We start from the raw sequence: 26,375 nt of genomic DNA, 5'->3' as shown, positions 1-26,375 counted from the left end.
ATTTAGGTTCATCGCCTTTTTTACATATACCGAGCTAATGTTCCATTTGCTGAGCCGCTTGCTGAGCCGCTTGCTCAGCTAATCTTAGTGCTGCAACTTTTGCCGATACAAATGGACGTGTAATTGTTTGCCTGGTACCTGAACCTGAACCTGAATCTGATACATTAACCCCACCACTCATTATTCTAGCTCGTATATGTGTATATCCTTTATCTACTGATACTAATGCTCTGTGATTACCATTAACCATATCGAAATTAGTCCCAGTTTCTAGATCTATATTAGAAACTACATCTACGACTGGGAGAGGAACATCAAATTCCATTGCGTAAACTAAGCTATTGAGTCTCGGTATTGAAAATAGACCACCTAGTCTGGAGCCCTTTATTTTGTCGATCGGAATTAATCTGCTTGCTTCACCATAATCTATGTACGTATAATGAGTTTTATCTCTAAAAAGTTCAAGATCGTTTCTTACCAAATCTGAGTAATCAATTTCAGTGAATTCTAAATCGCGTACATTACTGACAAAAGAGCGATCAAAATTAAACGTTCTATTAGCGATATATTCGCCGCTGGCGTCACCTCTAGTGTTAACCGAATTATGTGCTGCCCTCACTACTGCACGAGGGGTATCTCTTCGTATTTGGCCTGATAGAGGTGCTGACCTCGTTTCTGTAGGGGAGTTACTAGACTCCTCACGAGGTTCTAAGGCATATTGCTGTCGTCGAATAGTATCTGCAGGCACACGTTGTGCGGCTGATAATCTGGTAACTGCTTCTTCTTCTTCAACGGCTTCTGCTAATTCATATTCTTCTCTAAGTTCTACAATTTCCATAAACAACTCATCTTCAGCGGAATGCCCTGTTGGGTCTGTATTGTTGATAGGGTCACCGGCACAATATGCATATGAGTTTATGCCGCCTGCTCCGAAGGGGCTCATGCTGTCTGGTGATGTGAAGCGTCGCAGTGATGGTTGATAGAGGCGATAGCCGTTGCCTAAGTGATAGCCGTCGAGAAGATCACTTTTGCGCTGACCGTTGTAGCCTATTGCGCTTGGTGTTTTTTGATCTGATGGTGTTTCGCCATATGGGCTATAGGCCATGTCATAATGTTTGGTATCAGCACTGGCATTGTCTACGCTTAAGACAGAGCCATTGGCCTCTGTGCCTGAAAGCCAGACACCACGGTCCTCTCCGTTACGAACTTGCGCAACACCGCCCACGAACCGTACAGTGCCGCTGCCGTTTGACTGGTTGACGAGCGATGAACCACGATAGACAAGCGTTGTTTCACCTTCTTTGATAATTCTGTTCGAAGGATCATAGACGAATGTGTTGCTCCTGCTGTCTTTTTCAACGGAACACAGATAGCCCAAATTGATGCCTTTATCATACGTAAACTTCCGTCCCGACGCATCCGAGTTAAGGTTACCGGCTTCGTCATAGTCATAGTTATAGTCGTAGTTTTCTGCAGGATTTTTAGGGTTTAAATAAGTTACGGAACTCAACTGGCAAGGATCAAGTTCGTTGGTGTATAAATAGGTGGCGGTGCCTGTATCTCCACCTACAAACGTCGTCTCAGACTGGGTGATGTTGCTGTAAACATCATAGGTGAATGACTGGCTGGTAATCGCTTTGCCTTTTTCGTCTCTAGTCGGCTCTATTCCGGAACATGTATAGCCAATCAGACGATTGCGTTCGTCGTAGGTGTATTCCTCCGTGCGAACTGTATCAAAATCAAAAGCACCCCAGCGCTGCAAGGTTTTGCTGCTGAGTTGATGGTTCAGGTTATATTTCTGTACAATCCGCCAGCTGCTTTGACTTGCACTGCTCACAACCTTACGGGTTTCCTCCCGGCCCAATTTATCCCAGGTGATTGTTGTGGTCAGTGTGGCGCCTGTTTTTATATCGGTTGTTGTTGATATATTGGCTCGTCCGAGATCGTCATACTGGAGCGACACGCTAACGTCCTCGTCATGGGCCTCCGCCACGCGGCCATAGGAATCGTAGGTAACATTCCATTTCTTTCCCGTGACGTCTTTATAGCTTTTGGCTCGGCCAGCAATTGTGTAGCCATATGCCGTTGGACCTTCATACTGTGAGAAGACTTCTGAGAAGAGCCGGCCAACATCATCGTAACTGTTTGTTATGATTGCGGCGCTTGAAGGATTATCCGCAAGGGTGCTGGTTGCCATTTCCAGTTGGCCTTTAGCACTATAGGTCAATTCAACTTTGTCGCCGTTTGCCGTTTTTGTGAGGAGTGCTCCCCCCAGATCTTTCTCATATATAAACTCTAAAACTGGCGTTTCGAACGGTGAGGTAATAGTAGCTGGCGCAGTCAGGCTACCGCTTTGTGGATCGTAAGTTGCAAACCAACTACGACCGCCGACCGTCTGGTAGGTTACGCGACCCATCCCATCGAAATCGCGTTTACCCATGGATACATCATTGACCCAAATATCAGCAACAGCACGCGATGCGAAGTAGCGGCCGTAAATCCTTTTTACAGTATCATTATTAGAGGAAATTCTTGAAATACCCAAGTCTATTAATATTGGTTCTTTTGCAATATCCTCGTTTCCGTATGCGCCCCCGAGTTCAGCTGCTAAAATAATGTCATAGTGTCCTCTCTGAGTAGTAAAATCCACTGTAGCATAGTCGTTCGAGTTGGATTCGTTTTCTGCTCGAATGGTATGATTAACATATCCTGTTGGAGGGCAAGATATGTTAAGGTTTTGTGACCAATCTCCTGTGCTTGAAACTTGAACGCGTATGCCAGAAGAGCGGTCATCATCAGCATAAAGGGTGAGAGTGCTATCAGGCTTGGCCGTACCTACAACTTTGAAAGGGAAATCTTGTTGTTGACTTCCGGGTGCGTAGGTTGGCATTGGAAAATTTTGGTGTTCATAAGGGGAAGTGATACTAATATTGATGCTTTCCGGGTTTGGACGCGTAGGAAGTGTGGTGATGTTGGGACGCCCAAATATATCATATTTAAAAGTTGTTTTGCGCTCTAGCTCATCAGTTGTTGTGCGCAGTTGCTTCCACCCATCATAGGTCTGTGTAGTTGTGCTATATGGTGCCGTTGATGTGTTATCGGATTCAAACAGCATGGTTGTGAGCGTGGCGTTCGCAGGGTCGACCTTTGTTACAACCTTGCTGGTTTGAATAGGATCGGACCCGGCGCTTTCGCTATATGTTGTTCTACAGCCAGCGATTGGGTCAGTGATGTTATAATTCTTGACCCCGTCAACCGTCGTAACACAATCAACCCGTCCCCAATCATCATAATGATAGGTAGAGGTATTTTTACAATATGGCCCTTGTGTGCTGTCCAAATAATCAGAAATCGTAGTGCTTAACAGTCGACCGGCATTATCGTAAACTCTTTTACTCATCACCAGCCATGACGATGTGCCACTTAATGCAGCTTCACCCATGATTGGCTTACCCGCACCATTTGCTGTCACGCGAGCTTGATTTCCAAAGCTGTCCTTCGCTATGCTAACTATACCAGAGCTTCCGATCTCATAGCTGAACGATCTAATATCTTGATATTTGCTCTCAGCAGCGGTTGTTACACTCACTATGCGACCAAGCATGTCATACGTCGCCTGATCTTTAACACCCAATGCATTGGTTGTCTCTGTGACGAAGCCCGTGAAACGCGAACAGCTCTGAGAATTTGATGCAGTCAAATTATCCCAGGTTGTGACGGTCGATTTTGTTTCCAAAATGTCTCCATTAAGACTACGGGACCTTTCCGTGGTCGTACTGAAGGCAGCAGCAGTCTTAGGGTCGGCGCTGTTCATTGGTACATCATCATTTGGATAATGAGTGTTGACTATTTTAGTCAGGAAGCCAAATTCATGCATAGATCCATTGCTGCCCTCTAGCATTGCGTATTCATCAGCAAAACAATAATTCGATATATTTAGTACCCGCTCGTTAATATTGGGATTGTAATAAACGCGTTCTTCGCAATTGAATACGGCAAAGAACGTATTATAATCCGGGTCAGACTGGGATAGCAGATCAGCTAAACGAGGCATTGCTGATTGTGTGTATGCATATCGTGTCTGTGATGGCTTCTCATCACCGACAATCGTACGCGGTGTAACAGTCTTTGATTTTAAAAAACGCGGAATCTTATTGTTTCTATTATAGCTATTAGGATCGGGTTTGCAGCCATATCCTGTTGCAGCATCATAAACTGTTTCTGAATCGGCAGGATAATATTCGTAACTAACCGTTCCTAATTGTGTCGTTATTCTATTGATATCTGTATATGAAGCCGACTTGCTAAGAATGTTTCCGTAATCGTCATAAGTGAATGTTGCGTTGGCTTCACTTCTAACGACATCTCCGGAGTTTGGGCCTCTTCGGCTTAAACAAACGGTCGTTTGTTGCGGGCATTCAAAGTTTGCTAATTGGTTTTTAAAACCGGCACCGGGCTTGGAGTAATAAGCTATCTGCTTTGTAACAGAACAATTATTCTTAACGGTTTTTTGCTCAACCAATTGATGAAAACAATTATATTTTCGCTCAACGCGCGTCAGGACATCAGAACTGTCCGTATGCGTTTCATGCGTATAATAGTGATACTTGGAGTCTGAGCAATTGTAGAGAGCGTCTACGGTTGGGTTTCGAGCATGAATAGCTGCTGCTGCATGGCCAAGAAAGTTATGGCTGTTGCGAAGCCCATAATCATAATGAATGGAATAGGTTGGCTGGCCACCCCCGGGAACATGCGTGAAGTCCGTCACATATGGATGCAGGTTCGCAGCCATATCAGTACGCATGCCAGCGAAGCGATGGCCCTTACTTTTCGAATAATCCACATATTCGCGGAGGCCACCTGGATGGGTGATACTATTAGCCACCTGCCCCCATGGGCCAAGTTGGCTGAGATTTGTGTAGCCGATCTTCCATTCAAGGCCGTCAGCCGCATCGCAGATAACTTTGCTTAAGTGATGATTGTCATTAAACAAAAGACGGAAATTATACCCCTCAGGATTATCCTTGCCCTTGGTAGCAATCTGTCGATCTGGTAGAATAGCGATCCGTGTTGCAAGGTTCTGCTTATCAGGATAGCTCATTTGTGCGATCACGACACCGTTCTCGTCGGTGATGGTCTTGAGACGAAACTCATTATTGATAAATTTCCAATCAAAGCTCACAAAATGACCATTCGCTGATACAATTTTGAGTGGAACTTTCAAAGAATTCATCGTGGTTGGCTTAGACAGCAATTCAAAACTGCCGTCCTTGTAAATAACCTTGTAATATTCATCCTCAACCTTCTGGACAGAAACCTCTTTGAGCTTCGCATCGATCAAAGACAAATTACTGGAGCTTTCCAAAACCTTGTAATGCGATCCGCTTGCAAGCGATAGCAACGTGGACCGCTGTTCATACGATGTAAAACCAAAGCCAAAGCCTATGCCAAAACCAAGATCAGCCTGAGCCATTGGTGAATAACTCAGCGTTAGCGGTATGTCTGGGCCCAGACCATTATTGGCTGATAAAGTCCCAAAATTGATATTAATAACAAATTGCCCTGTGCGGGGATCAACGCCACCCGCCACAGAGCCGACAAAATCAGTCGCTTTTGTGAATATTTGAGAATAGGCAGTCATTAATTGTGGCTCCTGCAATTGCAACCGAATAATATAAATGTAATTATTTCTTTTATGAATTTGCATTCGATGCATTATTTATGAATAGTATAATTTTATTAATTATCAGAAATATTTATTATATAAATATAAAAATATATATTTCTGATTTAAATATAAATATGAGATAAATTAATTCATAAAAATTTGTACGGCTTCATTAAAGAAGCCGTAGCCAGTATTAATCAAGAGACCAGTGTAAGGGTGATTGGGTTTTGCGATCCATCTGAAGACGTATTTTTCGCATCTCCGGAATAGTTACCACCATCCAATATAATCTCATAACCCATTGTTATTGGCTTTGGCGTCTGTGAAACAGCATATATTGACCAAATGCAACTATAACTATAGTCAACTTTATTAAATTTTGGTAATGGATTCTCTGTGAGATTCCAGTTTGCTGTGTCGCCTTGTGTTGATATGATCTCTTTATCGTAATAATCTATTAAATTACAAGCAATGTTACCGCTAAGATCATCTTTTATAACATTACCATCGTCATCGCATAACCTTAGAACTACGACAACCTGTGTAGCATAATCGGGTTTATTAACATATTTGGTTGTTGATTGTCGAGCAAGATCACCACGAAAGCCAAAATCATAAACTATTATATTAGACGTATTTGTCATATCAATATTTCCTCATATATATATATATTTAGGCGTCTTCGATTACAACGTCCCAAAAAGCTTTGTGTTTATCTTGGTCCACGTTTGGATTACCACTCTCTTCTGGGCCATACAGGCCGGACTCGTCCTGGATTCTAAAAAAGCCGTAATTTCCATATTGGTCATATAGCTTAAACACACATGCGTAGTCACTTTCGCCATCATTGTAATACCACGCGTTTTCATTCTTCTGCCAGGTCCTTGTAATTGTTAACGTTCCTGGACGGTCATTCACAATTGCATTGACATAGGGCCCCCACCCGAGCTCGGTCTTCACACTTTGTGGCCCTAGTGGCCATATATAGACGCACCTCAGGTTCCCGCCCCAGTAACACTTATATGCAACCCAATATTTATCCATCTTATATCCTGGGCCTAAAATATCCGCACGAGCAATAAAGAAATTATTACTATCTGCAATCGATACATAGTAATTCGTATAATTATCTCCAACCTTACCTGTAATATCTCCTCCAGTTTGTACTTGAGGTACAACCAAATCAGACCTTCTGTATGTCTTTTTTGGCCTGACGGATATGCTTCCAAATGGACTTCCACTAGAGTTAGTATTAGCAGAGAAAACGAAATGTTCTAAGTTTGGATTAGCGTCTGTTCGGTTTAAAATAATACCAATATTCTTGTTCGATGGTTGCATTCCATTAGCTAATATTGTAACTTTTGCAAGTTGAGAATCTGGTTGACCTTGATCTTTTTCATCAATAGAATCATTAGAATATTCCTTAATAAAGAACCATCCGCTCTTATTAGGATCAATATCTTCTGCTTTTTCTATTTCAACAAATTCATTAAAATAATCATCATAATCAGTTATAGTAATTGAATCTAATAAATCATTCTGATTAACATCAATACTTTTATTACTTGCATTTGCTGCGGCTATACTTACATAAAGCGTAACACAGTGCAGACCGTTACTATATATAAAGCTAGAAGCAGCATTTGTTGAAACATAACTAGTTTTGCACCAATCTTCTGACATTTTAATCTCCTTTTTGAGTTACTATTAAACAATATCATCGTTGCTGGGTGGGGAGATACTGTTTTGGCTGACAGTTTTTTGCTACTTGGTTTTCTTCAGAGTCTATTCCCAAAGGAATTGATCAATTTCGGCGGTTCTGGTCGGTTGGACGCCCTTCCGAAGGCTTTGATGCGGCAATTGGGGTTCGTTGGACACCATTGAGCGGAGCTCGCGTCCATGGAAGAGATGCCCGCGGTTTATTGGGATCTGACGAAAAACGTATTTGTGCAACTTGCAAGTCGCATAAGTGTCTGGTTCACAAGTGGAGATACAGTGTGAAGAAACCGGCTGTTCCCTACCCGCGCATGCGGAGCGTGTAACAGCTCGGTGTGAAGCTTCGGGTACAACGGGACCATATCCGGTACGCCAAAACGTAAGGCCAGGCGGAAAGGAATGATCGGGTACGACCAGCCTCTGGCGAAAAGGAAGAGTTCGCCCCGCTCGAAGACTTTTACGGAACGGAATAAGACGATTGGACTTCCCCTTCAAACGTGTAGGATTTCTGTTAGATAAATCTAACAGAAGATCTAGTGCGGTAGATTTGAAGCTCCTATCATTTGTGTTGCATTCACGTTTAGGAACTTCAAATCTGTAAACCACACTAGATTTAAAACTTTTTAGTATAGCTTCGAACCCAAAATTCACTCCGAGAGTTGCTTCAAAGTGATACGAATTTCGGGCCGACCGTGCCTGAGTATAGACTTATAAACTGATGCAGGTGATGCGGATAGCGATGAGCTTGACAGCTGCTAGAAAACTGGCCGGTTTCTTGTCATAACCTGTAGCAATACCAAGATAGTGCTTTATCCGGTTAACGAAACGCTCAACAAGGTTACTCTGTCACCATATCCAAGGCGAGAACGCTAAGACGTTCTTATGTTTGAACACGGTAAGGATATTGGCCCAGATTTACTGTTTCACTGCTGTCTTCCGCATCGCATTGGTATCGTGCGCTTTGTCCACATGCAGCGTGTCGCCTTTTTTAACACGCGCCATGAGATCATGAGCCTACGGGCAGTAAGTAACCTGCCCCCATAAGGCAAAAATTGATCGGACGACCTTTTGCATCAACAATTGCATTGATTTTTCTTGTGAGGCCGCCCGAGGAGCATACCATACAACAATCGTCGGCGTCCCTTTTCCTGTTGATCCGTTATGGTGATCATGGACACAGGTGCCGTCTATCATCTCGATATCATCGTCATAGGTCTGGGAGACGACCTCTAACCGTCGGCCCCAGACACCGGCGGTTACTGATGAACGAACCGTTGTAGAGGTAGTCACAACACCATAGGACTGTGCTGCAAAAAACTGACTTTAATGGAGCGTGGTTTAACTCTGCACGCAATTATATCCCGAGTGCCTCGAACTGTTGTTTGATAGATAGCGCTTTTTGATATTCAAAGACGCCTCGCTGTTTGCGCATCATGTGAAAGAGTTTGAAAACGGCGAGCGCGATATCTGCTCTCTGCATCGCATTGCACTATAACTATTCTGCCGGTCTCAATTCCATCAGTGGCAATGCGCCCTCGTCTGGTGTGGCGGGCCAGAGCTTTGCGTATAAAGCGTTTGGCATTGCTCAAATTACGAGCTTTGCTGAAATAGAACTCGACCGTATCACCATTACTATCGATGGCGATAAGTAGAGCCACTCACCTTTGACTTTGATGTAAGTCTCATCGAGTTTTCACGTCCTCGTCACCGACCGTCCCTTCAGATTCAAACATTCAAGCAGTTCTGAACTGAAGCTGACGACGCGGAGATAGACGATTGAATGATCCAGACCGATATGGCGCCATTCCAACTCTTTCCATCCTTATCATGTCCCGTTCTTTCCATCTGACCGATTAGTCCTCGTCAGCAACGTCCGAAATATTGACCTTAAGCTAGGCTTCAAAGTCTTCTTCGCTTACCACAGAAAGGGCATCTCCTCACTGACAAGTGCCGTCATGTCATCTTCGGCGTCAGTATATTGTGCGGTGAAACACGCCAGAACTGCCCGTTTCTTCATTCGCATGGTAATTGTCTCTTGATTAGGATGAATGATCCTGCCGATCATCTGTCCATAGGCAGGCGCCGCGACAATGATCCGCAGACCACTGCGATAGCGCGAAAGCGCCGCACGTTGCCGTTTCCGCACCAGCACGTGATACGGTCGTAAATTCGACCGCTCAAAGCGTAGAGCTCATTCTCACTTAGTCCTTCAATATCGATCTCAGACATAGCAGGCCTTCCAAAGGCTTCATTCCGCCCTGTTATGAAACCGCATAAGAGGATGCGCAATCAGCCATTATGTGGGAGACTATGCTCAACGAAGTAGCGCTGTCACCAAATCCGCCCTGCTACCTTGCTTACGCTACCAAGCACTAATTCTGTGCTTATGTAAGCATCTATAAAGAAATAGATTATTCTTTTTCTGAAACTTAAATGCTGGGTTTGTTTATCTACTCAGACTCTTTCGAAAAGTCTTCAAGCGATCCATCATCGCTGACCACGAGCTTATTCTCAGTCATGGGTATCTTGTTTTGATCATAATGCGATTTAGTTAAAATTGTCTAGCTACAACATGAACTCAAGCAAGAGTTTCGTTGTCGGGATAAGTAGCAACAGATAGCGATGCGCGTTTGCCAATTGCTCCGCATGCACATCAGCTGCGAATATCTCCGCCCCCTTCCCCGTTTCTACATCTACGCAGTACAAGAAACCAACGGAGTACTTCGCCGCTAGGGCTTACAATATGAGCTTATTCACGCGTGTCCAACTGTAATTATCCGAACCTATCGAAAAACAACGCCCGCAACGGTTTGCGAAGCCCAATTCTATATTCCACCTGATTTTAACCAAAGCTGGGCAAAAGGTGATTCCTCCACAAAAGAGCAGATGCCATGCCCTTGAGGTTCCATCACATCGACCGCAATAAAGAAAAAGCTGATCTAGCGATTCCATTAGACTGCGGTCTATTTTCTATAAATCGCTTTAATTTCAGCACCATAGATTGAACTCGATTCGTAAGGAACTCAATTGCTCCCATATGAAAGAAGCCCGGTAACTCTTTGTTAATAGAGACCTCTTGCGGCAAAATAAGAATCGGACATAATGACGGTATTTAGGCGGTATTAGTTCCAGTGCCGTCACTAGGGATCCTAAGGCAATGAATATCGCAAATTCAGCAGCAACTTTGTCGTTTGACGACATGATATTGATGCAAGGGCGAGAAATATCGCGCAAGCTCAATCAGCTGCGCCATGAAAACTTCCCACCGGATGCCCGTAAATCCTTACGGCAGTTTTCGATGGCTGAAGCTGCGTATTTCCTTGGTGTATCACCCAGCAATTTGAAGAAACTTCATCTTGAAGGCAAGGGCGTTGAGCCAACCATTCTTTCCGGCGGCCGCCGCGCTTATTCGATTGAACAGGTTCAGGAGCTGCGCCAATGGCTTGATCGCAATGGCCGCGCCGAAGTTAAGCGCTATGTGCCGCATCGCCGTGGTCATGAAAAGCTTCAGGTCATCGGCGTTGTGAACTTTAAGGGCGGATCAGGTAAGACGACAACTGCTGCGCACCTTGCGCAGCATCTCGCTCTAACGGGCCATCGCGTTCTCGCAATCGACCTCGATCCGCAGGCCTCTATGTCAGCTCTGCATGGCATTCAGCCAGAACTTGATGAATTTCCATCGCTCTATGAGGCTATTCGTTATGACGACCAGCGTAAGCCGATCCGCGATGTAATCCGCAAGACAAACTTTCCCGGCCTCGACATTATTCCTGCAATGCTTGAGTTGCAGGAATATGAATACGACACGCCACTTGCGATGCAGAATGGTGGTGAAGGCAAGACATTCTTCAGTCGTATCGCCATGGCGCTCAACGAGGTCGAGCAAGATTACGATATTGTCGTTATCGATTGCCCGCCACAGCTCGGCTATCTGACGCTGACAGCTCTTTCGGCTGCAACATCCGTGCTGATCACTGTTCATCCGCAGATGCTCGATCTTATGTCAATGTCGCAGTTTTTGCTGATGCTTGGTGATATTCTCAAGACCGTTCGTCAGGCGGGTGGGGCAGTTCATCTCGATTGGTTCCGCTATCTCATCACCCGTTATGAGCCAACTGATGTACCACAGGCACAGATGGTCGGCTTCATGCAGAGCATGCTGGCATCCCATATGCTCAAGCATCAGATGCTGAAATCGACAGCTATCTCGGATGCCGGCCTTACCAAACAAACGCTTTATGAAGTTGAACGTTCATCCATGAACCGCGGCACTTATGATCGTGCGATGGAATCAATGGAACTGGTTAATTCCGAAATCCGGGGCCTTATTCATGAGGCTTGGGGTCGCTAGACTAAACTGCATTAGACTGCGGTCTAATTTCGAAATTATAGAATAAAATCAGTCTTATGCCTGGTTTGAGGATAAGAAAATGGCACGAAAAAACATTTTTGAGAGCGTTATGAGACCGGAAGCAGTGGAAGAACAGCCCGCTGCTCCGGTTGAAAGCGTTACACGTCGTTTCGGTGCCGCAAAATCTCTATCTGCATCCATTGATGAACTCGCAAAGCAAGCGTCACAGAAACTGGATGGTGAGGCTATCGTTGAGCTTGACCCTGCCGTTCTCGATGTTTCCTTTATCGCTGATCGTTTGCCAGAAGCGGACGATCAGGAATATGCCGAGCTACTCGACGCTATTCGCGAACGCGGGCAGGACAGTCCTATTCTGGTGCGACCACATCCGCAGACCAGCGGGCGCTATATGATCGTGTTCGGTCATCGTCGTGCAAGCGTTGCCCGCGAACTCGGCATAAAGGTCAAGGCTGTTATCAAGCCTCTGGAAGATCTTGAGCACATCCTCAGTCAAGGCCAGGAAAACTCCGCACGCGCCAATCTGAGCTTTATTGAACGTGTTCTGTTTGCAGCACGGCTCGAAGATATGAGTTTCAGTCGCGAAGCTATTCAGGCCGCTCTATCAATCGATTATCAGACCCTATCTAAAATGCTGACGATCCCTCGTGCCATTCCTGAGGATATGCTTGTCGCAATTGGTCCGGCCAAGGGTATTGGCCGTGATCGCTGGCTTGAACTGCGTAAGCTTATTGAAATGCCAGGTAAAGCCGATGCCGCACGTGAACTGATTGCAACTGATGCTTTCAGTAAGGCACAATCAGCAACACGCTTTGAACAGCTCTATGGCTATTTAAAAGGCGCAGGTCAGAAGAAGTCAGTCACGAAAGCTGCCGCAAAAGCAGGGACGTCGTGGACGCCAGAAGACAAAAGCGTCAATGTCACGATCAAAAAGACAGGTAAAACGGCAACGATGGCACTAGGGGCTGCAAATGGGCAGCGTTTTGCCGAATGGATTTCTCGCAATCTCGATACGCTGTATGCGTCATTTCGAGATGAAGAGGCTTAAGTCAGTAAGCGTAATCTGAGTTGCCGGGAGGCATAAAATGTATCTCGGTGAGTGTCAAATTGAAGCTTGAAACGTCCTGTTCATTCAGGTGCTGTGTCAGGTTTAGAAATTTAATCCGAGGCGGGTGATAATCACTTGCCTGAACAGAGCAAAAGGAAAACCGAAGCAAAAGAAAAAGGCCCCCAAACGTCGCCGCGTGGAAGCCCTTCTCATTGGTTTAGCAGCTAGAGAATCGCAAATCTACGAATCACTGTCAAGTGTATTTAGCGTCATTTAGGCGGTTGGACTTCTTTTGCCTTGTGGAAGGTGAAGAAAAATGGAGTCTCAAATCGGCTTGACGCCCTTTGGTCGTCAACGGATGACTCATGCCTTGCTGAGAGTTCAGCAAAAAGCACGGGAAATTCCGAAAGGTATGGCTGTAGACAAATGGCAGCTTCATCGTTGGCTTTGCGAAAGCAAGAGCGTATTCGATCTCAGCGATCGTACGCTTGCTGTCTTGTCTGCATTGCTATCATTTCATCCGGAAAACATACTGAACGAAACCAATGGTCTCGTTGTATTTCCGTCTAACAAGCAGCTCTCATTGCGTGCGCATGGCATGGCCGATGCAACACTGCGCAGACATCTGGCTGCGCTGGTCGATGCAGGTTTCGTTGCCCGACAGGACAGCCCGAATGGAAAACGATATGCGCGTCGTACAAAGTCCGGCGACGTAAAAATTGCTTTCGGTTTCTCACTGGCACCACTTCTTGCACGCAAAGATGAAATTGAAGCTGCTGCAGAGAAGGTGAAAGCCGATAGAACACTGCTGCGCGAATTGCGAGAACAGCTCACTCTGTTACGCCGGGATATTTCAAAGACCATTGAATATGCGCTCGACCAGCGCCTCGAAGGAGCTTGGGCTGAAATCAGTACAGTTTTCAGAACTGTCATCGACACTATTCCACGCCGTGCTAATGCAGAAGAACTGAATGTTCTGATTCAAAATCTGGAACAGATTAACGTATCAATCGACAATGCTTTGAAAAGTAACGAAAAAATCAAAGAATTGAGCGGCAGTGAATCTCAAAATGAGCGGCACTATAATGAATCAAAACCAGATTCCCATATTGATAATAACGTTGCAGAACTTGATACAGCCACACGCCAATCACTCAATGCGTCGCTGACTAAGCACTTGCATGAAAACACTGTCTCTCTTGATTTGGTCCTCAGAGCCTGTCCCGAGATTGCATCCTACGCATCTCATCCAATCTTACACTGGCAACATCTGATCGACACGACAGAGAAGGTATGCACCTTTATCGGCATCGACAGCAGACTTCATCAGTTCGCTCTGAAGATTCTAGGTCGAGAGAATACAGCTATCGTTATTGCCTATCTCTTACAGCGCTATGAGCATATCAAGTCCGTAAGCGGCTATATGCGTATTCTCGTAGAAAAAGCTGCTGAGGATGGTTTCTCGATCAAGGCACTCATGAACAGCGCCCTTCATGGCAAACACAGGCAATTCCATCATGGGCACCTGCAATGACGATCTCAGTGTGGAATTTGCTTGAACGGAAAGACCATAAAAATAGACGCCAGAATTTTCATCTGGCGCCCTGATACAATTTGAATAACGATGGTCTTACGACTGAGTGTTATTAATCGCCTTATCGTCATTCTTGGTTTTAACAAGCGAGATAACAATGCCTGCGCCAAGGATTGCGAATGTAATACCCAGCGACCATGCCGGTGGGAACTTCTCCCATCCCATAAGGTCTGCAATAAACATCTTGGAGCCGATGAAGATCAGCAGAATGGACAATGCGTATTTGAGATAGGCAAAGCGATGAAGGATCGCAGACAAGGCAAAGAACAAGGCTCTAAGACCAAGGATCGCAAAGATGTTTGACGTATAAACGATAAAAGGATCCGTTGTGATTGTGAAGACGGCAGGTACCGAGTCCACCGCGAAGATCAAATCGGCAAATTCGATCATCACCAGCGCTAGGAAAAGTGGTGTCGCAAAGCGAACCATCTTGCCTGTTTTGCCATCTTTGATGCGGACAAAGAACGAATTGCCATGCAGCTCATCTGTGACGCGCATATGCTTGCGGGCAAAGCGTAGTAGCGGATTACGGCTGAGATCTGGCTCTTCATCATCCTTGGAAAACAGCATCTTGATACCCGTTACGATCAGGAAGACCGCAAAGATATAAAGGACCCAGTGATAATTCGCGACAATGGTAGCACCAAGGCCGATCATAATGCCGCGCAGGATAATGACGCCGAGAATACCCCAGAACAGCACGCGGTGCTGATATTTTCTCGGAATTGCAAAGAAGCTGAAGATCAGCGCAATGACGAAGATATTATCCAGTGCCAACGTCTTCTCAACAACGAAGGCTGTCAGATACTGAGCAGTTGCCTCACTGGTCATCTGCCACCAGACGAAACCTGAGAAAGCCAGTCCCAGCGTTATATAAAACGCTGACATTTTAAGGCTTTCGCCAATTTCGATCTCGTGGTCTTCTTTGTTGAAGACTCCAAGATCTAGCACAAGAAGTGCCAGAACAATGCCAATAAACACCAGCCACATCCAGACTGGTGTTCCCATAAAGAGTGTAGTGAAAACTTCCATTTCCGACCTCTGTTTCATCTGACAAGGTCGGCGGGGATTTGTCCGGGCTGACCTCGAGCTTACTCGAAGTGGTCCGACATCACGGCTTCTTAGAAGCCGCCAGAGGGGCCCGGTCCACAGTGGTTAGTTAGTAAGTGAAAATGGCGTTTCAAGTTGGCAACGCGTTTTTTTAGAAAAGAACCGTTTTAAAGACGAAATCCCGGCACATTCATAATTGTATGATTGCGCCGGGATTTTTTCTTAGAAGCTTAGATCATCAAAGGCCATGACCATCGCATCTTTCGGGCTTTTGCTGGCAATTAGGCTTGCCAGAAGAATACGCGCCTGACCGGGACGCAAAGTCTGTGAATGCACGGCACCGGCTGCAACCAGATCATGGCCGCCGCCGCCGCCGCCGTAACCCGGCACCAGAACGCCGGTTGGAACGCGGCTTGAAACCACCACCGGGATATTGTTTTTCGTACACTCTTTTACGGCTTCGACAATTGTTGCATTGGCATTGCCAGAGCCAAGAGCTGCCAGCACAATTCCGTGGCTCTGAGCCTGAATGCTCGCCTGAAGATGCAGGTCATCACAACCCGGATGAATGGCAACAATATCGACCCGCGTTGCGCTGACAGATGCAGGCAGGCGGATAGCATCTGGTCTTTCTAGATCGCGCACTTCCCGAAATGCGTCGGCGTGGTCACTGCTGAACTTGAATGCGCCCCATGCAGGCACGATCCTGCCGCCAAAGGCAATCAATACGCCTTTTTTGGCGTTGGGCGGGTCTGTTGCAAGATTGATTGCAGTCGTCAGATTGGATGGACCATCCGCATCGGGATGATCGGCAGTGAACTGCGCACCGGTGAAAATTACCGGCTTGGAAAGATGGTGTTGCAGATGAACGAGCAGGGCCGTTTCTTCCATGGCATCCGTGCCATGCAGCACGACAACACCATGAATTTCAGGATCTGCAATCTGCGCTGCAACCGCATCGGAGATAGTCTGCATATCGATCAGTGTCAGGCTGGATGAATCCTTAGCCATCAGATCGATGGGGCGCAGCTGCGCCCCGACATCGCCAAGGGTCGCAAGCAGATCGTCACCATTGAGCGTCGGCGTGGCTGCGCCATCTTCCCCGCGCTTGCTTGCAATAGTTCCACCGGTGGCGATAACCGCCACCAATGGTTTGAATTGCGAATTACTCACTCTGCCCCTCAATCAGCTATTTTTTGCGTCTCAGCTGCGCGTTCTGCCGCCAGACGATAGATTCGGTCACGCAGACCATACCAGCCAATAACCAGTGCTGGTATAATGATAATCAGCGAGCCGATGGTGTAGGAGCCGACCGGATAGTCTGCCGCCATTAGAACCAGAACGCCGAACAGGAAGAACAGCGTCAGGATGCCGGTATATGGCGCGCCGAACATACGGAAATCCGGACGGGCGATCTCGCCTTTGCGTGACAAATGCCAAAGCTTGAGCTGGCAAAGGATGATAACGCCCCAGGCGGTGATGATGCCCAACGAAGCAAGGTTCAGCGCGATTTCAAAGGCTGCGGCAGGCACAACAGCATTTAGTGCAACGCCAATCGCGGTGACGACTGCGGTAACAGCAATGCCGCCATAAGGGACGCCGCTCTTGTTCATCTTGGCAAGTGCCGCCGGAGCAGAACCCGAAACAGCCATCGAGTGCAGAATGCGTCCGGTCGAATAAAGACCGGCATTCAGCGATGACAAAACCGCAGTCAGCACGACGAGGTTCATGATGATATCTGCACCCTGAACGCCGATCTTGCTGAAGAATGTCACAAACGGGCTTTCGCCAGCCGAATAGAGCGTATGCGGCAGCAGAAGGGTGAGCAGCAGAACCGAGCCGACATAAAAGACCAGCAGGCGGAAGACGACTGTTTTAATCGCGCCCGGCATGATCTTGCGTGGGTCTTCGGTTTCACCAGCCGTGGTGCCGATCAGTTCGATTGAGGCATAGGCGAAGACCACGCCCTGTATGATTACAAGGGCGGGCAGGATACCGTTCGGGAAGAAACCGCCGCTTTCACGAATGAGATGGAAACCCGGCTGATGGCCGTCGATCGGCGTGCCGGAAACGACGAAATAAATACCGACAGCAAGGAAAATTACCAGAGACAGCACTTTGATAAGGCTGAACCAGAATTCCAGTTCACCGAAAACCTTGACCGAGAGCAGGTTCATCGACAGCACGAGAACGAGCGCGGTCATCGCAAACATCCACTGGTCAATGCCTTCGAGCCAGGGCACATAATGCTTGAAGAAATTCATGTAGAGGGCGACAGCAGTCACGTCCGCAATCGATGTCATAGCCCAGTTGAGCCAGTACATCCAGCCAGCCGCAAAGGCCATTTTCTCGCCGTAGAATTCACGGGCATAGGAGACGAATGAGCCGGAGCTCGGGCGATGCATAATCAGCTCGCCAAGGGCGCGCAGCACCAGAAATGCGAAAAAGCCACAGACGGCATAAACGAACACAAGCGACGGGCCAGCCTGAACCAGACGTCCGCCTGCACCCAGAAACAGACCCGTACCGATTGCTCCCCCGATGGCAATCATCTGGATCTGACGCGGCTTCAGCGCTTTGTGATAGCCGCGGTCTTCTTCCGTGAAGACTTCGCGTTCTGCCGGTGTGGCTTTGATAAATTCCGTTGTCATCGCTCCTCCCTGAGAGCCCAGTTTTGAACAAATTCTATAGCTTTTGCAGTGATCGCAATGAGTAACGGTATGTTGAAACAGTCAGATACATGGAGCGCGCACGCGGCACGGCAATGCATCTTTTGTTTTAATTCAAAGCATTGTTGAGAAAAGAAACCTCAGCACCATTATGGGCAGATTTCTCGTCACGCTTCAATTCGTTCCCATTGCATTTTCTGTAAAGCTGCATGACAGATTTAATGAAAGTCTTAACGCATATCAGAAAACACGAGTCAAGCTCACAAGTGTGTTGACGCTTGTCTCAAGTAGGAGTAACCGAATTAAATCTGTCATGCTGTCAGACAGATTTAACGTTTCGAGTTCAGGAGGACAAAGTGGTCGGAACGCGCGTTGAACATGATCTGCTTGGTGCAAAGGAGGTGCCCGCAGATGCTTACTGGGGCGTCCATACGGCGCGAGCAGTGGATAATTTTCAGATCACAGGCGTCAGCATCGGACGCTATCCCTACCTCGTGCGCGGCCTGACTTTCGTCAAAGAAGCCGCAGCGCTGGCCAATCATGAGCTCGGCCTGTTGAGCCGCCAGCATCTGGATGCGATTGTGAGTGCCTGCCGAGAAATCCGTGATGGCGCACTGCACGATCAGTTCGTGGTCGATGTCATTCAGGGCGGTGCCGGTACATCCACAAATATGAATGCAAACGAGGTTATCGCCAATCGTGCGCTGGAATTGCTTGGGCATGAAAAGGGCGATTACGCGCATCTGCATCCCAACGACCATGTCAATCTCAGCCAGTCGACCAATGATGCCTATCCGACCGCAATTAATGTCGGCCTGATTGAAGCCATTGATGAGCTGGCTGATTGCATGGAGCTTCTTCAGGCATCGTTTGAGCGTAAAGCCCGCGAATTTGACAAGATGCTGAAGGTCGGGCGCACACAGCTTCAGGATGCGGTTCCGATGACACTGGGTCAGGAGTTTCGCACCTTTGCAGTGATGCTTGGCGAAGATCGCCTGCGGCTGCTTGAATCGGCAAAGCTTCTGCACGAAATCAATTTAGGCGCCACGGCAATCGGCACCGGGCTTAATGCGCCGAAAGGCTATGCAGCGCTTGCCTGTGGGCACCTTTCGCGACTGACAGGTCGCCCGCTGGTCACGGCCAGCGATCTGATTGAAGCAACACAGGATCCGGGCGCGTTCGTGCATCTTTCAGGCGTTTTGAAGCGCGTTGCGGTCAAGCTTTCCAAGACCTGCAACGATCTGCGGCTTTTGTCGTCCGGTCCGCGTGCCGGTATCGGCGAAATCAACCTGCCAGCCGTTCAGGCAGGTTCCAGCATCATGCCGGGCAAGATCAATCCGGTGATCCCGGAAGTGGTCAATCAGGTGGCTTTTGCGGTCATTGGCAGCGACATCACGATCACCATGGCAGCCGAAGGCGGTCAGTTGCAGTTGAACGCTTTTGAGCCGATCATCGTGCGCTCACTGTCTGAAAGCATCATCCATCTGGGTGCTGCCTGCCGCATTCTTGCAGAACGCTGTGTGGATGGCATAACCGCCAATCCGGAAATCATGGCGCGGCGTGTGGAGGAATCCATCGGTCTTGCAACAGCGCTTAATCCGCTGATCGGCTATTATGCGGCGACCAAAGTTGCGCAGGAAGCGCTTGCCACCGGTCAGACGGTGCCGGAGGTCGTGCTTGCGCAGGGCCATATGACGGCGGAACAATTGCAGCAGGCGCTCAAGCCTGAGCAGCTTGCCAATCTGGCAATTGAAGCTTGAGAATGAAGCGCATCGGACATTCAGTCTGATGCGCTTTTTTCTTTCGCCATAATGGTTGTGACAGCCAGCTTAACCTGACCGAGATGGCTCTGCATAGCCAGCCGCGCCTGTTCTTCGGAGCCACTCTTTATCGCTTCGGCAATCTGGCGATGCTCGATGTTGGAAGCCTCGCGGCGACCTGCCATCAGATTGACAAGTTCCGACTGGCGCGAAAGCGCCACGCGGGCATCAGCAACGATTTTTGCAAACATGGCATTGCCGGAAGCAGACGCTATCATGCTGTGAAATTCGGTGTCGAGCAGCACCCATTTATGCGGATCGGTCTGCTTTTCCATGCGATCGCAAAGATCAATGAGCTTTGCCATCTGATCATCCGTGTGGCGGATTGCTGCCCATCCGGCTGCTGGAACTTCGATGAATGGGCGGGCCTCGATCAGATCGCGCGCCGAATAGCCGCCATAGCTCAGTTCCGGGCCGGGAGATGTCTTAAGAACATAAGTCCCGCTTCCGGTGCGGGTATGGGTGAGGCCAAGCGTTTGCAGCGAGCGCAGTGCCTCGCGCACGATTGGGCGGCTAACACTGTATTTTTCAGCAAGCTGGGCTTCCGAAGGCAAACGCGTTCCGATCGCCAGTCTTCCACTCGCAATGGCTGAACGAATATCCTCAAAAACGATTTCCGCAGCACTTTTCCGGCTTACCGGACTGGAATCTGCCAGCCATTCAGTGACCACCCAAAACTCTCCCGCTTTTTAGCAACCTGTCTTACAGCTAGGAAATTTACGACAGCAGAGCAACAGCTGTTTGGGACAACTTCGTATTTAGTAGCATCTAAAAGAGGCTTGTTTCGCGAGCTTGGTTCTGTATCAAAGGTGCTGATCAGCTCAGATACGAATCCAGCTATCCGTTTGCGGATAAATTGGTAATGTCTGATCTACGAGCGTGCGGGTGGACGACAACCGTGCGGGATGAGGGACAACTACAGAAGAGTGACATTCATGTCTGTTCGGTTTAATCGGCTTTTGCTGGCCTTTACGACTGCATTCTGCTTTGCGACATCATTTAGCGCTCATGCCGCAGAAACCCGGAAAATCGAGACCACGCAGGACGCCGATTATTTCGGCTTTGATCTGCGGACCGAAAAGAATGTCTCGCTCGCTCAGTGCAAAAGCACCTGTCTTGGCGATAATGCCTGTCTGGCCTTCACCTATAATCCCAAGGTCAAGTGGTGCTTCCTGAAATCCGATTTCAATAGGTTGAATGAATCTGTCGGCTCGATTGCCGGACGGGTTGTGACAGAGGAAGCCGCAGCGGTTGCCGTTGAAGATATTGGTGCGCCGCCTGCTATTTCATTTTTCGCCGCTAATCTGGTTGACGAAGCCCGTCGTCTCAAGCGCGAAATCAGCGGCCTTGAAAGCTCTGACAGTCTGCGCGATCTGCGCAATGAGGCGGGCGCTGCTGGCATGAATGGCGATCCACGCACGGCAATGGAAAAATTCCGACTGGCTGCGAGCATGTCGCCGGACGAAAGCGAAATCTGGGCCGGATATGCGCTGTCAGCGCTTGCGACCGAGCCGTCCAATGGTCAGGAACGCTCCAAGTTCCAGCGCGATGCGACGTCGGCCTCGTGGTTTGCCTACCAGACCTCACGCACCAAGGATGAGCGCGCGCAAGCGCTTGCCGTCATGGCGCAGGTACTCGAAAAGCGCGATGCATCGCGCCCGGCTCTGCAGGCTTATGAAGCGAGCCTTGATCTTGTCAATTCCGCATCCGTTCATGACGCCTATGAAGATCTGAAGGCCCGCAAAGGCTTCCGCATCGTCAATAATACGGTCGATAATGACAATGCCGCGCCGCGCATCTGCGCGCAGTTCTCCGAAGAACTGGTGAAAAGCGGTGTCGATTATTCGAGCTTCGTTACACTCGATAATGGCGCGCCAAAAGCCGTTGACGCCAAGGACCGCCAGATTTGCGTCGAGGGTCTGGAACATGGCCGCAATTATACGGTGACTTTTCGTCAGGGTTTGCCATCGGCTGTTGGCGAAGTGCTGCCAGCTCCGGTCAATCTTTCGATCTATGTGCAGGACCGCGCGCCATCGGTGCGCTTTACCGGCGACAGCTTCGTGCTGCCTGCGAAAGCCCGTCGCGGCATTCCGCTGGTCAGCGTTAATTTGAGCACAGCCAAGGTCAAGCTCTACCGCGTCGGCGACCGTTCGCTGGCACAGCTTCTCTCCGGCTATCAGTTCCTGCGCCAGTTGGACAGCTACGACATCAGCACGGTTTCCGATCAGATGGGTGCGCCTGTCTGGGAGGGTGAGATCGAGGTTGCAGGCAATGAGCTGAACAAGGAAGCAACGACCAGTTTCCCGGTTGATGAAGCGCTGCCGGAACGCAAGCCCGGCGTCTATGTGCTAACCGCTGAACCGCTGGTTCAGAAGTCCGATGATGAATATGGCACCAAGGCAACGCAATGGTTTGTCGTTTCCGACATCGGTCTTTCGACCTATACCGGACAGGACGGTATCAACGTGTTTGCCCGTTCGTTGGAAAGCGCAGAGCCGCTTAAAGGCGTGAAGCTGACGCTGCTTGCACGCAACAATGAAGTGCTGGGCGAGGCCGAGACTGACCGCGATGGCCGGGCGACGTTTACGCCGGGATTGACCCGCGGCACAGACGGCATGGTGCCAGCGGTGCTGATGGCGAGTCAGGATGACGATGATTTCACATTCCTCGATATGGCGCGCGCCGGTTTCGATCTTTCCGATCGTGGTGTGACGGGCCGTGCCGTGCCGAAAGCGCTTGATCTTTATGCATGGACAGAGCGCGGCATTTATCGCGCGGGCGAAGTTGTGCATGTGGGTGCGCTTGCGCGTGACGACACCGCAACCGCAATCGACGATCTGCCATTGACCTTCATCTTCTCGCGTCCCGATGGCGTGGAAGATCGCCGTCTTGTTTCCGACAGCAAACTGGCCGGTGGTCATGCCATCGACCTGACCTTGCCGTCGAACGCCATGCGCGGCACCTGGAATGTTTCGGTCTATACCGATCCCAAGCAGCCGGCGATTGCCACGCAGATGTTCCTGGTTGAAGATTTCGTGCCGGACCGGATCGAGTTCGATCTGACGTCTGACAAGCCGGAAATCGCTGTTGGCGAAACCGCCAATATCACCGTGGACGGTCGTTTCCTCTATGGCGCGCCTGCCGCCGGTCTTGCGCTTGAAGGCGAAGTCACGCTTTCGACCAAGCGTCAGTGGGACCGCTTCAAGGGCTATTATTTCGGCCTCGCCGATGAAGAACAGGGCGAAGCCACGCGTCTGCCGCTCGATGGCCTGTCAAAAGTCGATGACAATGGCAAGGCGACTTTCCCGGTTACAGTCGATGAAATGCCGTCAACGACGCGTCTCGTAAATGCAGCCGTGACCGTTCGTATGCGCGAAACCGGTGGTCGTGCGGTTGAGCGTAAGATCGATGTGGCCATTCAGCCGGAAACCGATCTCATCGGCATTCGCCCGGATTTCGCTGGCGATGAAGTTCCGCAGGGCGGAACTGCAAAGTTCAGCCTGATCGCCTCTGACAGCAAGGGTGATCGCAAGGCGCTTGATGGCGCACAATGGTCACTGGTCAAGATCGAGCGTAATTATCAGTGGTATCGCAGTGGCAACAGCTGGAACTACGAACCAGTGACTTTCACCAAGGCGATTGCCAACGGCAAGATTGACCTTACAACCGATAGCGAGGCTGAAATCAGTCTGCCGGTCGATTGGGGTCGTTACCGTCTGGAAATCGAAACAGCTGATGCTTCCGGCCCGGCCACAAGCTATGAATTCGATGCGGGCTGGTTTGTCAGCTCAACCTCGACCGAAACGCCGGACGGGCTCGAAATCGCGCTCGACAAGGAACATTATGCGGCGGGTGATACGGCAGAACTGAAAGTGTCCCCACGTTTTGCAGGTGAGCTGCTCATCACCATTGGTGCGGAAAAGCTGCTCAAGACAATCACCGCAAGCGTGCCGGAAGGTGGTACGACCATCGATATTCCGGTGGGTGAGGATTGGGGTGCGGGCGCCTATGTTACGGCAACGCTGTTCCGTCCGGGTGAGGCGATTGAAAGCCGTATGCCTGCGCGTGCGATTGGTCTTAAATGGCTGAAGGTCGATCCTGCCGACAAGCAGCTTGCAGTCAAGCTGACCCCGCCTGAAAAGATCACACCGCGTTCCACACTTTCCATCCCAGTTTCGGTTGAAAATGCGGGTGGCGAACAGGCCTATGTCATGGTCGCGGCAGTCGATGTCGGCATTCTCAATCTGACACGCTATCAGCCGCCGAACCCTGAAAACTGGTTCTTCGGCCAGCGTCAGCTGGGCCTTGAAATGCGCGATATGTATGGTCGTCTGATCGATGGTTCGCTCGGCGTCACCGGCAAGCTGCGCACAGGTGGCGATGGTGGCAATATGGCAGCGGAAGGTAGCCCGCCCACCGAAAAACTGGTTGCGCTGTTCTCCGGTCCGGTTGAACTCGACAGTGACGGCAAGGCAACAATTACTTTCGACATACCGCAGTTCAACGGTACCGCGCGCGTCATGGCGGTGGCATGGACCAAGAAGGCAGTCGGCCATGCGGTGACCGATGTTATCATCCGCGATCCTGTGGTCATCACCGCTGGTCTGCCACGCTTCATGGCCCCTGGCGATCAGGCCAATATCCGCTTCGATATTGCCAATACGGATGCACCGGACGGCGATTATCGTGTGAGCCTTGAGACCACCGATAATCTCGGTGTTGAGGTTGGCTCCTACCCTGAAAGCATTGCGCTTAAAGGTGGCAAACGACAGTCGATCACCGTTCCACTCAATGCTGTGGCCACGGGTGCGGGTGGTGTGACGATCCGGCTTTCCAACGATGCAGGCCTCAATGTTGAACAGGCTTTGGCATTGCCGGTGCGTCCGGTCGATCTGCCGGTCACGAGCCGCCATGTCGTCAATCTCACGGCCAATGGCGGAAGTGTGCGAGTCGATGGCGGACTTCTGTCTGAAAGCCTGCTTGATGGTGCTTTTGTCAGCGTTGGTGTAACGCGAAGTGCCGCATTTGATGTGCCAGCATTGTTGATGGCGCTCGACCGCTATCCTTATGGCTGCACAGAGCAGACCACCAGCCGCGCACTGCCGCTGCTTTATTTGAGCGAAATGGCTGCAGGTACGGAAGCGGCAGCGGGTCTGGAAAGTCAGGAAGAACTTAAAAAGCGCGTACAGGATTCCATCTTCCGCGTGCTCAACAACCAGTCTTCGAGCGGTTCGTTTGGCCTCTGGTCGCCGGGATCGGGTGATCTCTGGATGGACGCCTATGTGACCGACTTCCTGACGCGTGCCCGCGAAAAGGGCTATGACGTGCCGCAGCAAGCGATGCTGTCTGCACTTTCTAATCTGCAAAATGCGCTCGGCTATACCACCGACGTCAAGGAACGTGGCAACGACATTGCCTATGCGCTCTATGTTCTGGCACGCAACAAGAAGGCTTCAGTTGGCGATCTGCGTTACTTTGCCGATACCCAGCTTGAAAACTTTGCAAGCCCGATGGCCGTTGCCCAGCTTGGTGCAGCACTTGCTCTTTATGGTGATCAGCCGCGTTCGGAACGCGTGTTCAATGCGTCGCTCCAGCTCGCAACCAGCCAGTCCAGCTACGACTATAATCGCTCCGATTATGGATCGCCGCTGCGTGATGGCGCGGCAATGCTGGCTCTTGCTTCGGAAACCAAGCCTGCGCCGAAAGTGCTGCCATCGTTGATTACGCTGGTCGAGTTCCAGCGCGAAAAGGCACGTTATCTCAGCACGCAGGATCAGGCATGGATGCTGCTTGCAGCACGCGGGCTTCAGGATGACAATGGCGCAATCAGCCTCGACATCAATGGCACAGCGCATGAGGGCGCGTTCTCCGAGCGTCTCAATGGTGCAGCCCTTGAAACGCAGCCGCTGGTCGTCACCAACAAGGGGCAGGGTTCGGTTGATGCGGTCGTCACGGCTGTTGCAGCACCCGCTCAGTCACTGCCTGCGGGTGGAGAAGGTTTCAACATCGAGCGCACTTATTATACGCTTGATGGCGAGCCGGCCAATGTCACCGGGGTCAATCAGAATGAGCGCTATGTTGTTGTTCTGAAAATTGACGATCTGCAGGAATGGCAGTCGCGTCTGCTTGTGACCGATCTGCTGCCAGCTGGTTTCGAGATCGACAATCCGGGTCTTGTTTCCAGTGCCGATCTTGGCAATTTCCCATGGCTTGAAAGCACACAGGCAGCGCATCTCGAATTCCGCAATGATCGTTTTGTGGCCGCTTTCGACCGCTCTGCAGGCGAGAAGAAGCCGATCACGCTCGCTTATGTGGTGCGTGCGGTGACGCCCGGTCTTTACACCCATCCGGCAGCAACGGTTGAGGATATGTATCGTCCGCAATTTGCAGCGCGCACGGCGACAGGCATGATGGAGGTGGCTGCTCCATAAACCATGATCC

Annotated in this window: 14 protein-coding genes; 5 read left to right on the top strand and 9 right to left on the bottom strand. The window is 49.5% G+C overall.

Going from position 1 to position 26,375, the window contains the following annotated elements; genetic code table 11:
* Positions 1 to 34: 34 nt before the first annotated feature.
* The 5 genes from J2782_RS14385 to J2782_RS14365 all read right to left on the bottom strand — a co-directional run bounded on the left by J2782_RS14385 (position 35) and on the right by J2782_RS14365 (position 9,530).
* Positions 35 to 5,641 carry an RHS repeat-associated core domain-containing protein gene (locus tag J2782_RS14385; protein ID WP_310013727.1) on the bottom strand — a complete coding sequence of 1,869 codons (5,607 nt, stop codon included), beginning with the start codon at positions 5,639 to 5,641 and terminating at the stop codon, positions 35 to 37.
* Positions 5,642 to 5,865: 224 nt separating this feature from the next.
* On the bottom strand, positions 5,866 to 6,312 hold the full coding sequence (locus J2782_RS14380) for a hypothetical protein (protein ID WP_310013725.1): 447 nt from the start codon (positions 6,310 to 6,312) through the stop codon (positions 5,866 to 5,868).
* A gap of 28 nt (positions 6,313 to 6,340) precedes the next feature.
* The gene (locus tag J2782_RS14375) at positions 6,341 to 7,351 is read right to left on the bottom strand and encodes a hypothetical protein (protein WP_310013724.1); all 1,011 of its coding nucleotides are present in this window, start codon (positions 7,349 to 7,351) and stop codon (positions 6,341 to 6,343) included.
* Positions 7,352 to 8,790: 1,439 nt separating this feature from the next.
* Positions 8,791 to 9,042 carry a DDE-type integrase/transposase/recombinase gene (locus J2782_RS14370; protein ID WP_404989643.1) on the bottom strand — a complete coding sequence of 84 codons (252 nt, stop codon included), beginning with the start codon at positions 9,040 to 9,042 and terminating at the stop codon, positions 8,791 to 8,793.
* A 257-nt stretch (positions 9,043 to 9,299) separates the two neighbouring features.
* Positions 9,300 to 9,530 carry a hypothetical protein gene (locus J2782_RS14365; protein WP_310013721.1) on the bottom strand — a complete coding sequence of 77 codons (231 nt, stop codon included), beginning with the start codon at positions 9,528 to 9,530 and terminating at the stop codon, positions 9,300 to 9,302.
* A gap of 1,011 nt (positions 9,531 to 10,541) precedes the next feature.
* Between J2782_RS14365 and repA the strand changes: the two genes are divergently transcribed.
* The 3 genes from repA to repC all read left to right on the top strand — a co-directional run bounded on the left by repA (position 10,542) and on the right by repC (position 14,335).
* Positions 10,542 to 11,735, top strand: a complete 1,194-nt coding sequence (gene repA / locus J2782_RS14360; RefSeq protein ID WP_310013720.1) for a plasmid partitioning protein RepA — start codon at positions 10,542 to 10,544, stop codon at positions 11,733 to 11,735.
* A 79-nt stretch (positions 11,736 to 11,814) separates the two neighbouring features.
* Entirely contained in the window at positions 11,815 to 12,801 is a 987-nt protein-coding gene (repB, locus tag J2782_RS14355) for a plasmid partitioning protein RepB (RefSeq protein WP_310013717.1), read from the top strand.
* 316 nt (positions 12,802 to 13,117) lie between these two features.
* On the top strand, positions 13,118 to 14,335 hold the full coding sequence (gene repC, locus J2782_RS14350; RefSeq protein ID WP_310013714.1) for a plasmid replication protein RepC: 1,218 nt from the start codon (positions 13,118 to 13,120) through the stop codon (positions 14,333 to 14,335).
* A 96-nt stretch (positions 14,336 to 14,431) separates the two neighbouring features.
* On the opposite strand, the gene J2782_RS14345 is transcribed toward repC, so the two are convergent.
* From J2782_RS14345 to J2782_RS14335, 3 genes are all read right to left on the bottom strand, one after another.
* Positions 14,432 to 15,427, bottom strand: a complete 996-nt coding sequence (locus J2782_RS14345; RefSeq protein ID WP_310013711.1) for a TerC family protein — start codon at positions 15,425 to 15,427, stop codon at positions 14,432 to 14,434.
* A gap of 240 nt (positions 15,428 to 15,667) precedes the next feature.
* The gene (locus J2782_RS14340) at positions 15,668 to 16,618 is read right to left on the bottom strand and encodes an asparaginase (protein WP_310013709.1); all 951 of its coding nucleotides are present in this window, start codon (positions 16,616 to 16,618) and stop codon (positions 15,668 to 15,670) included.
* Between the two features lie 8 nt (positions 16,619 to 16,626).
* Positions 16,627 to 18,096 carry an amino acid permease gene (locus J2782_RS14335; protein WP_310013707.1) on the bottom strand — a complete coding sequence of 490 codons (1,470 nt, stop codon included), beginning with the start codon at positions 18,094 to 18,096 and terminating at the stop codon, positions 16,627 to 16,629.
* A gap of 374 nt (positions 18,097 to 18,470) precedes the next feature.
* Here J2782_RS14335 and J2782_RS14330 point away from each other — a divergent pair, with 374 nt between their 5' ends.
* Positions 18,471 to 19,874: an aspartate ammonia-lyase gene (locus J2782_RS14330; RefSeq protein WP_310013705.1), complete on the top strand. Its 1,404-nt coding sequence runs from the start codon at positions 18,471 to 18,473 to the stop codon at positions 19,872 to 19,874.
* Between the two features lie 20 nt (positions 19,875 to 19,894).
* Here the strand turns inward: J2782_RS14330 and J2782_RS14325 are convergent, their stop codons facing one another.
* Positions 19,895 to 20,605 (bottom strand): FadR/GntR family transcriptional regulator, encoded by a 711-nt coding sequence (locus J2782_RS14325; RefSeq protein WP_310013703.1) that lies wholly within the window; start codon positions 20,603 to 20,605, stop codon positions 19,895 to 19,897.
* A gap of 264 nt (positions 20,606 to 20,869) precedes the next feature.
* Here J2782_RS14325 and J2782_RS14320 point away from each other — a divergent pair, with 264 nt between their 5' ends.
* Positions 20,870 to 26,365 carry an alpha-2-macroglobulin family protein gene (locus J2782_RS14320; protein WP_310013701.1) on the top strand — a complete coding sequence of 1,832 codons (5,496 nt, stop codon included), beginning with the start codon at positions 20,870 to 20,872 and terminating at the stop codon, positions 26,363 to 26,365.
* Positions 26,366 to 26,375: the final 10 nt, after the last annotated feature.

Origin of the sequence: Brucella pseudogrignonensis (assembly GCF_031454375.1) — a bacterium.
Taxonomy (GTDB): domain Bacteria; phylum Pseudomonadota; class Alphaproteobacteria; order Rhizobiales; family Rhizobiaceae; genus Brucella; species Brucella pseudogrignonensis_A.
The sequence above is the reverse complement of the archived record's forward strand: the minus strand, read 5'-3'. Positions and strand labels throughout refer to the sequence as shown.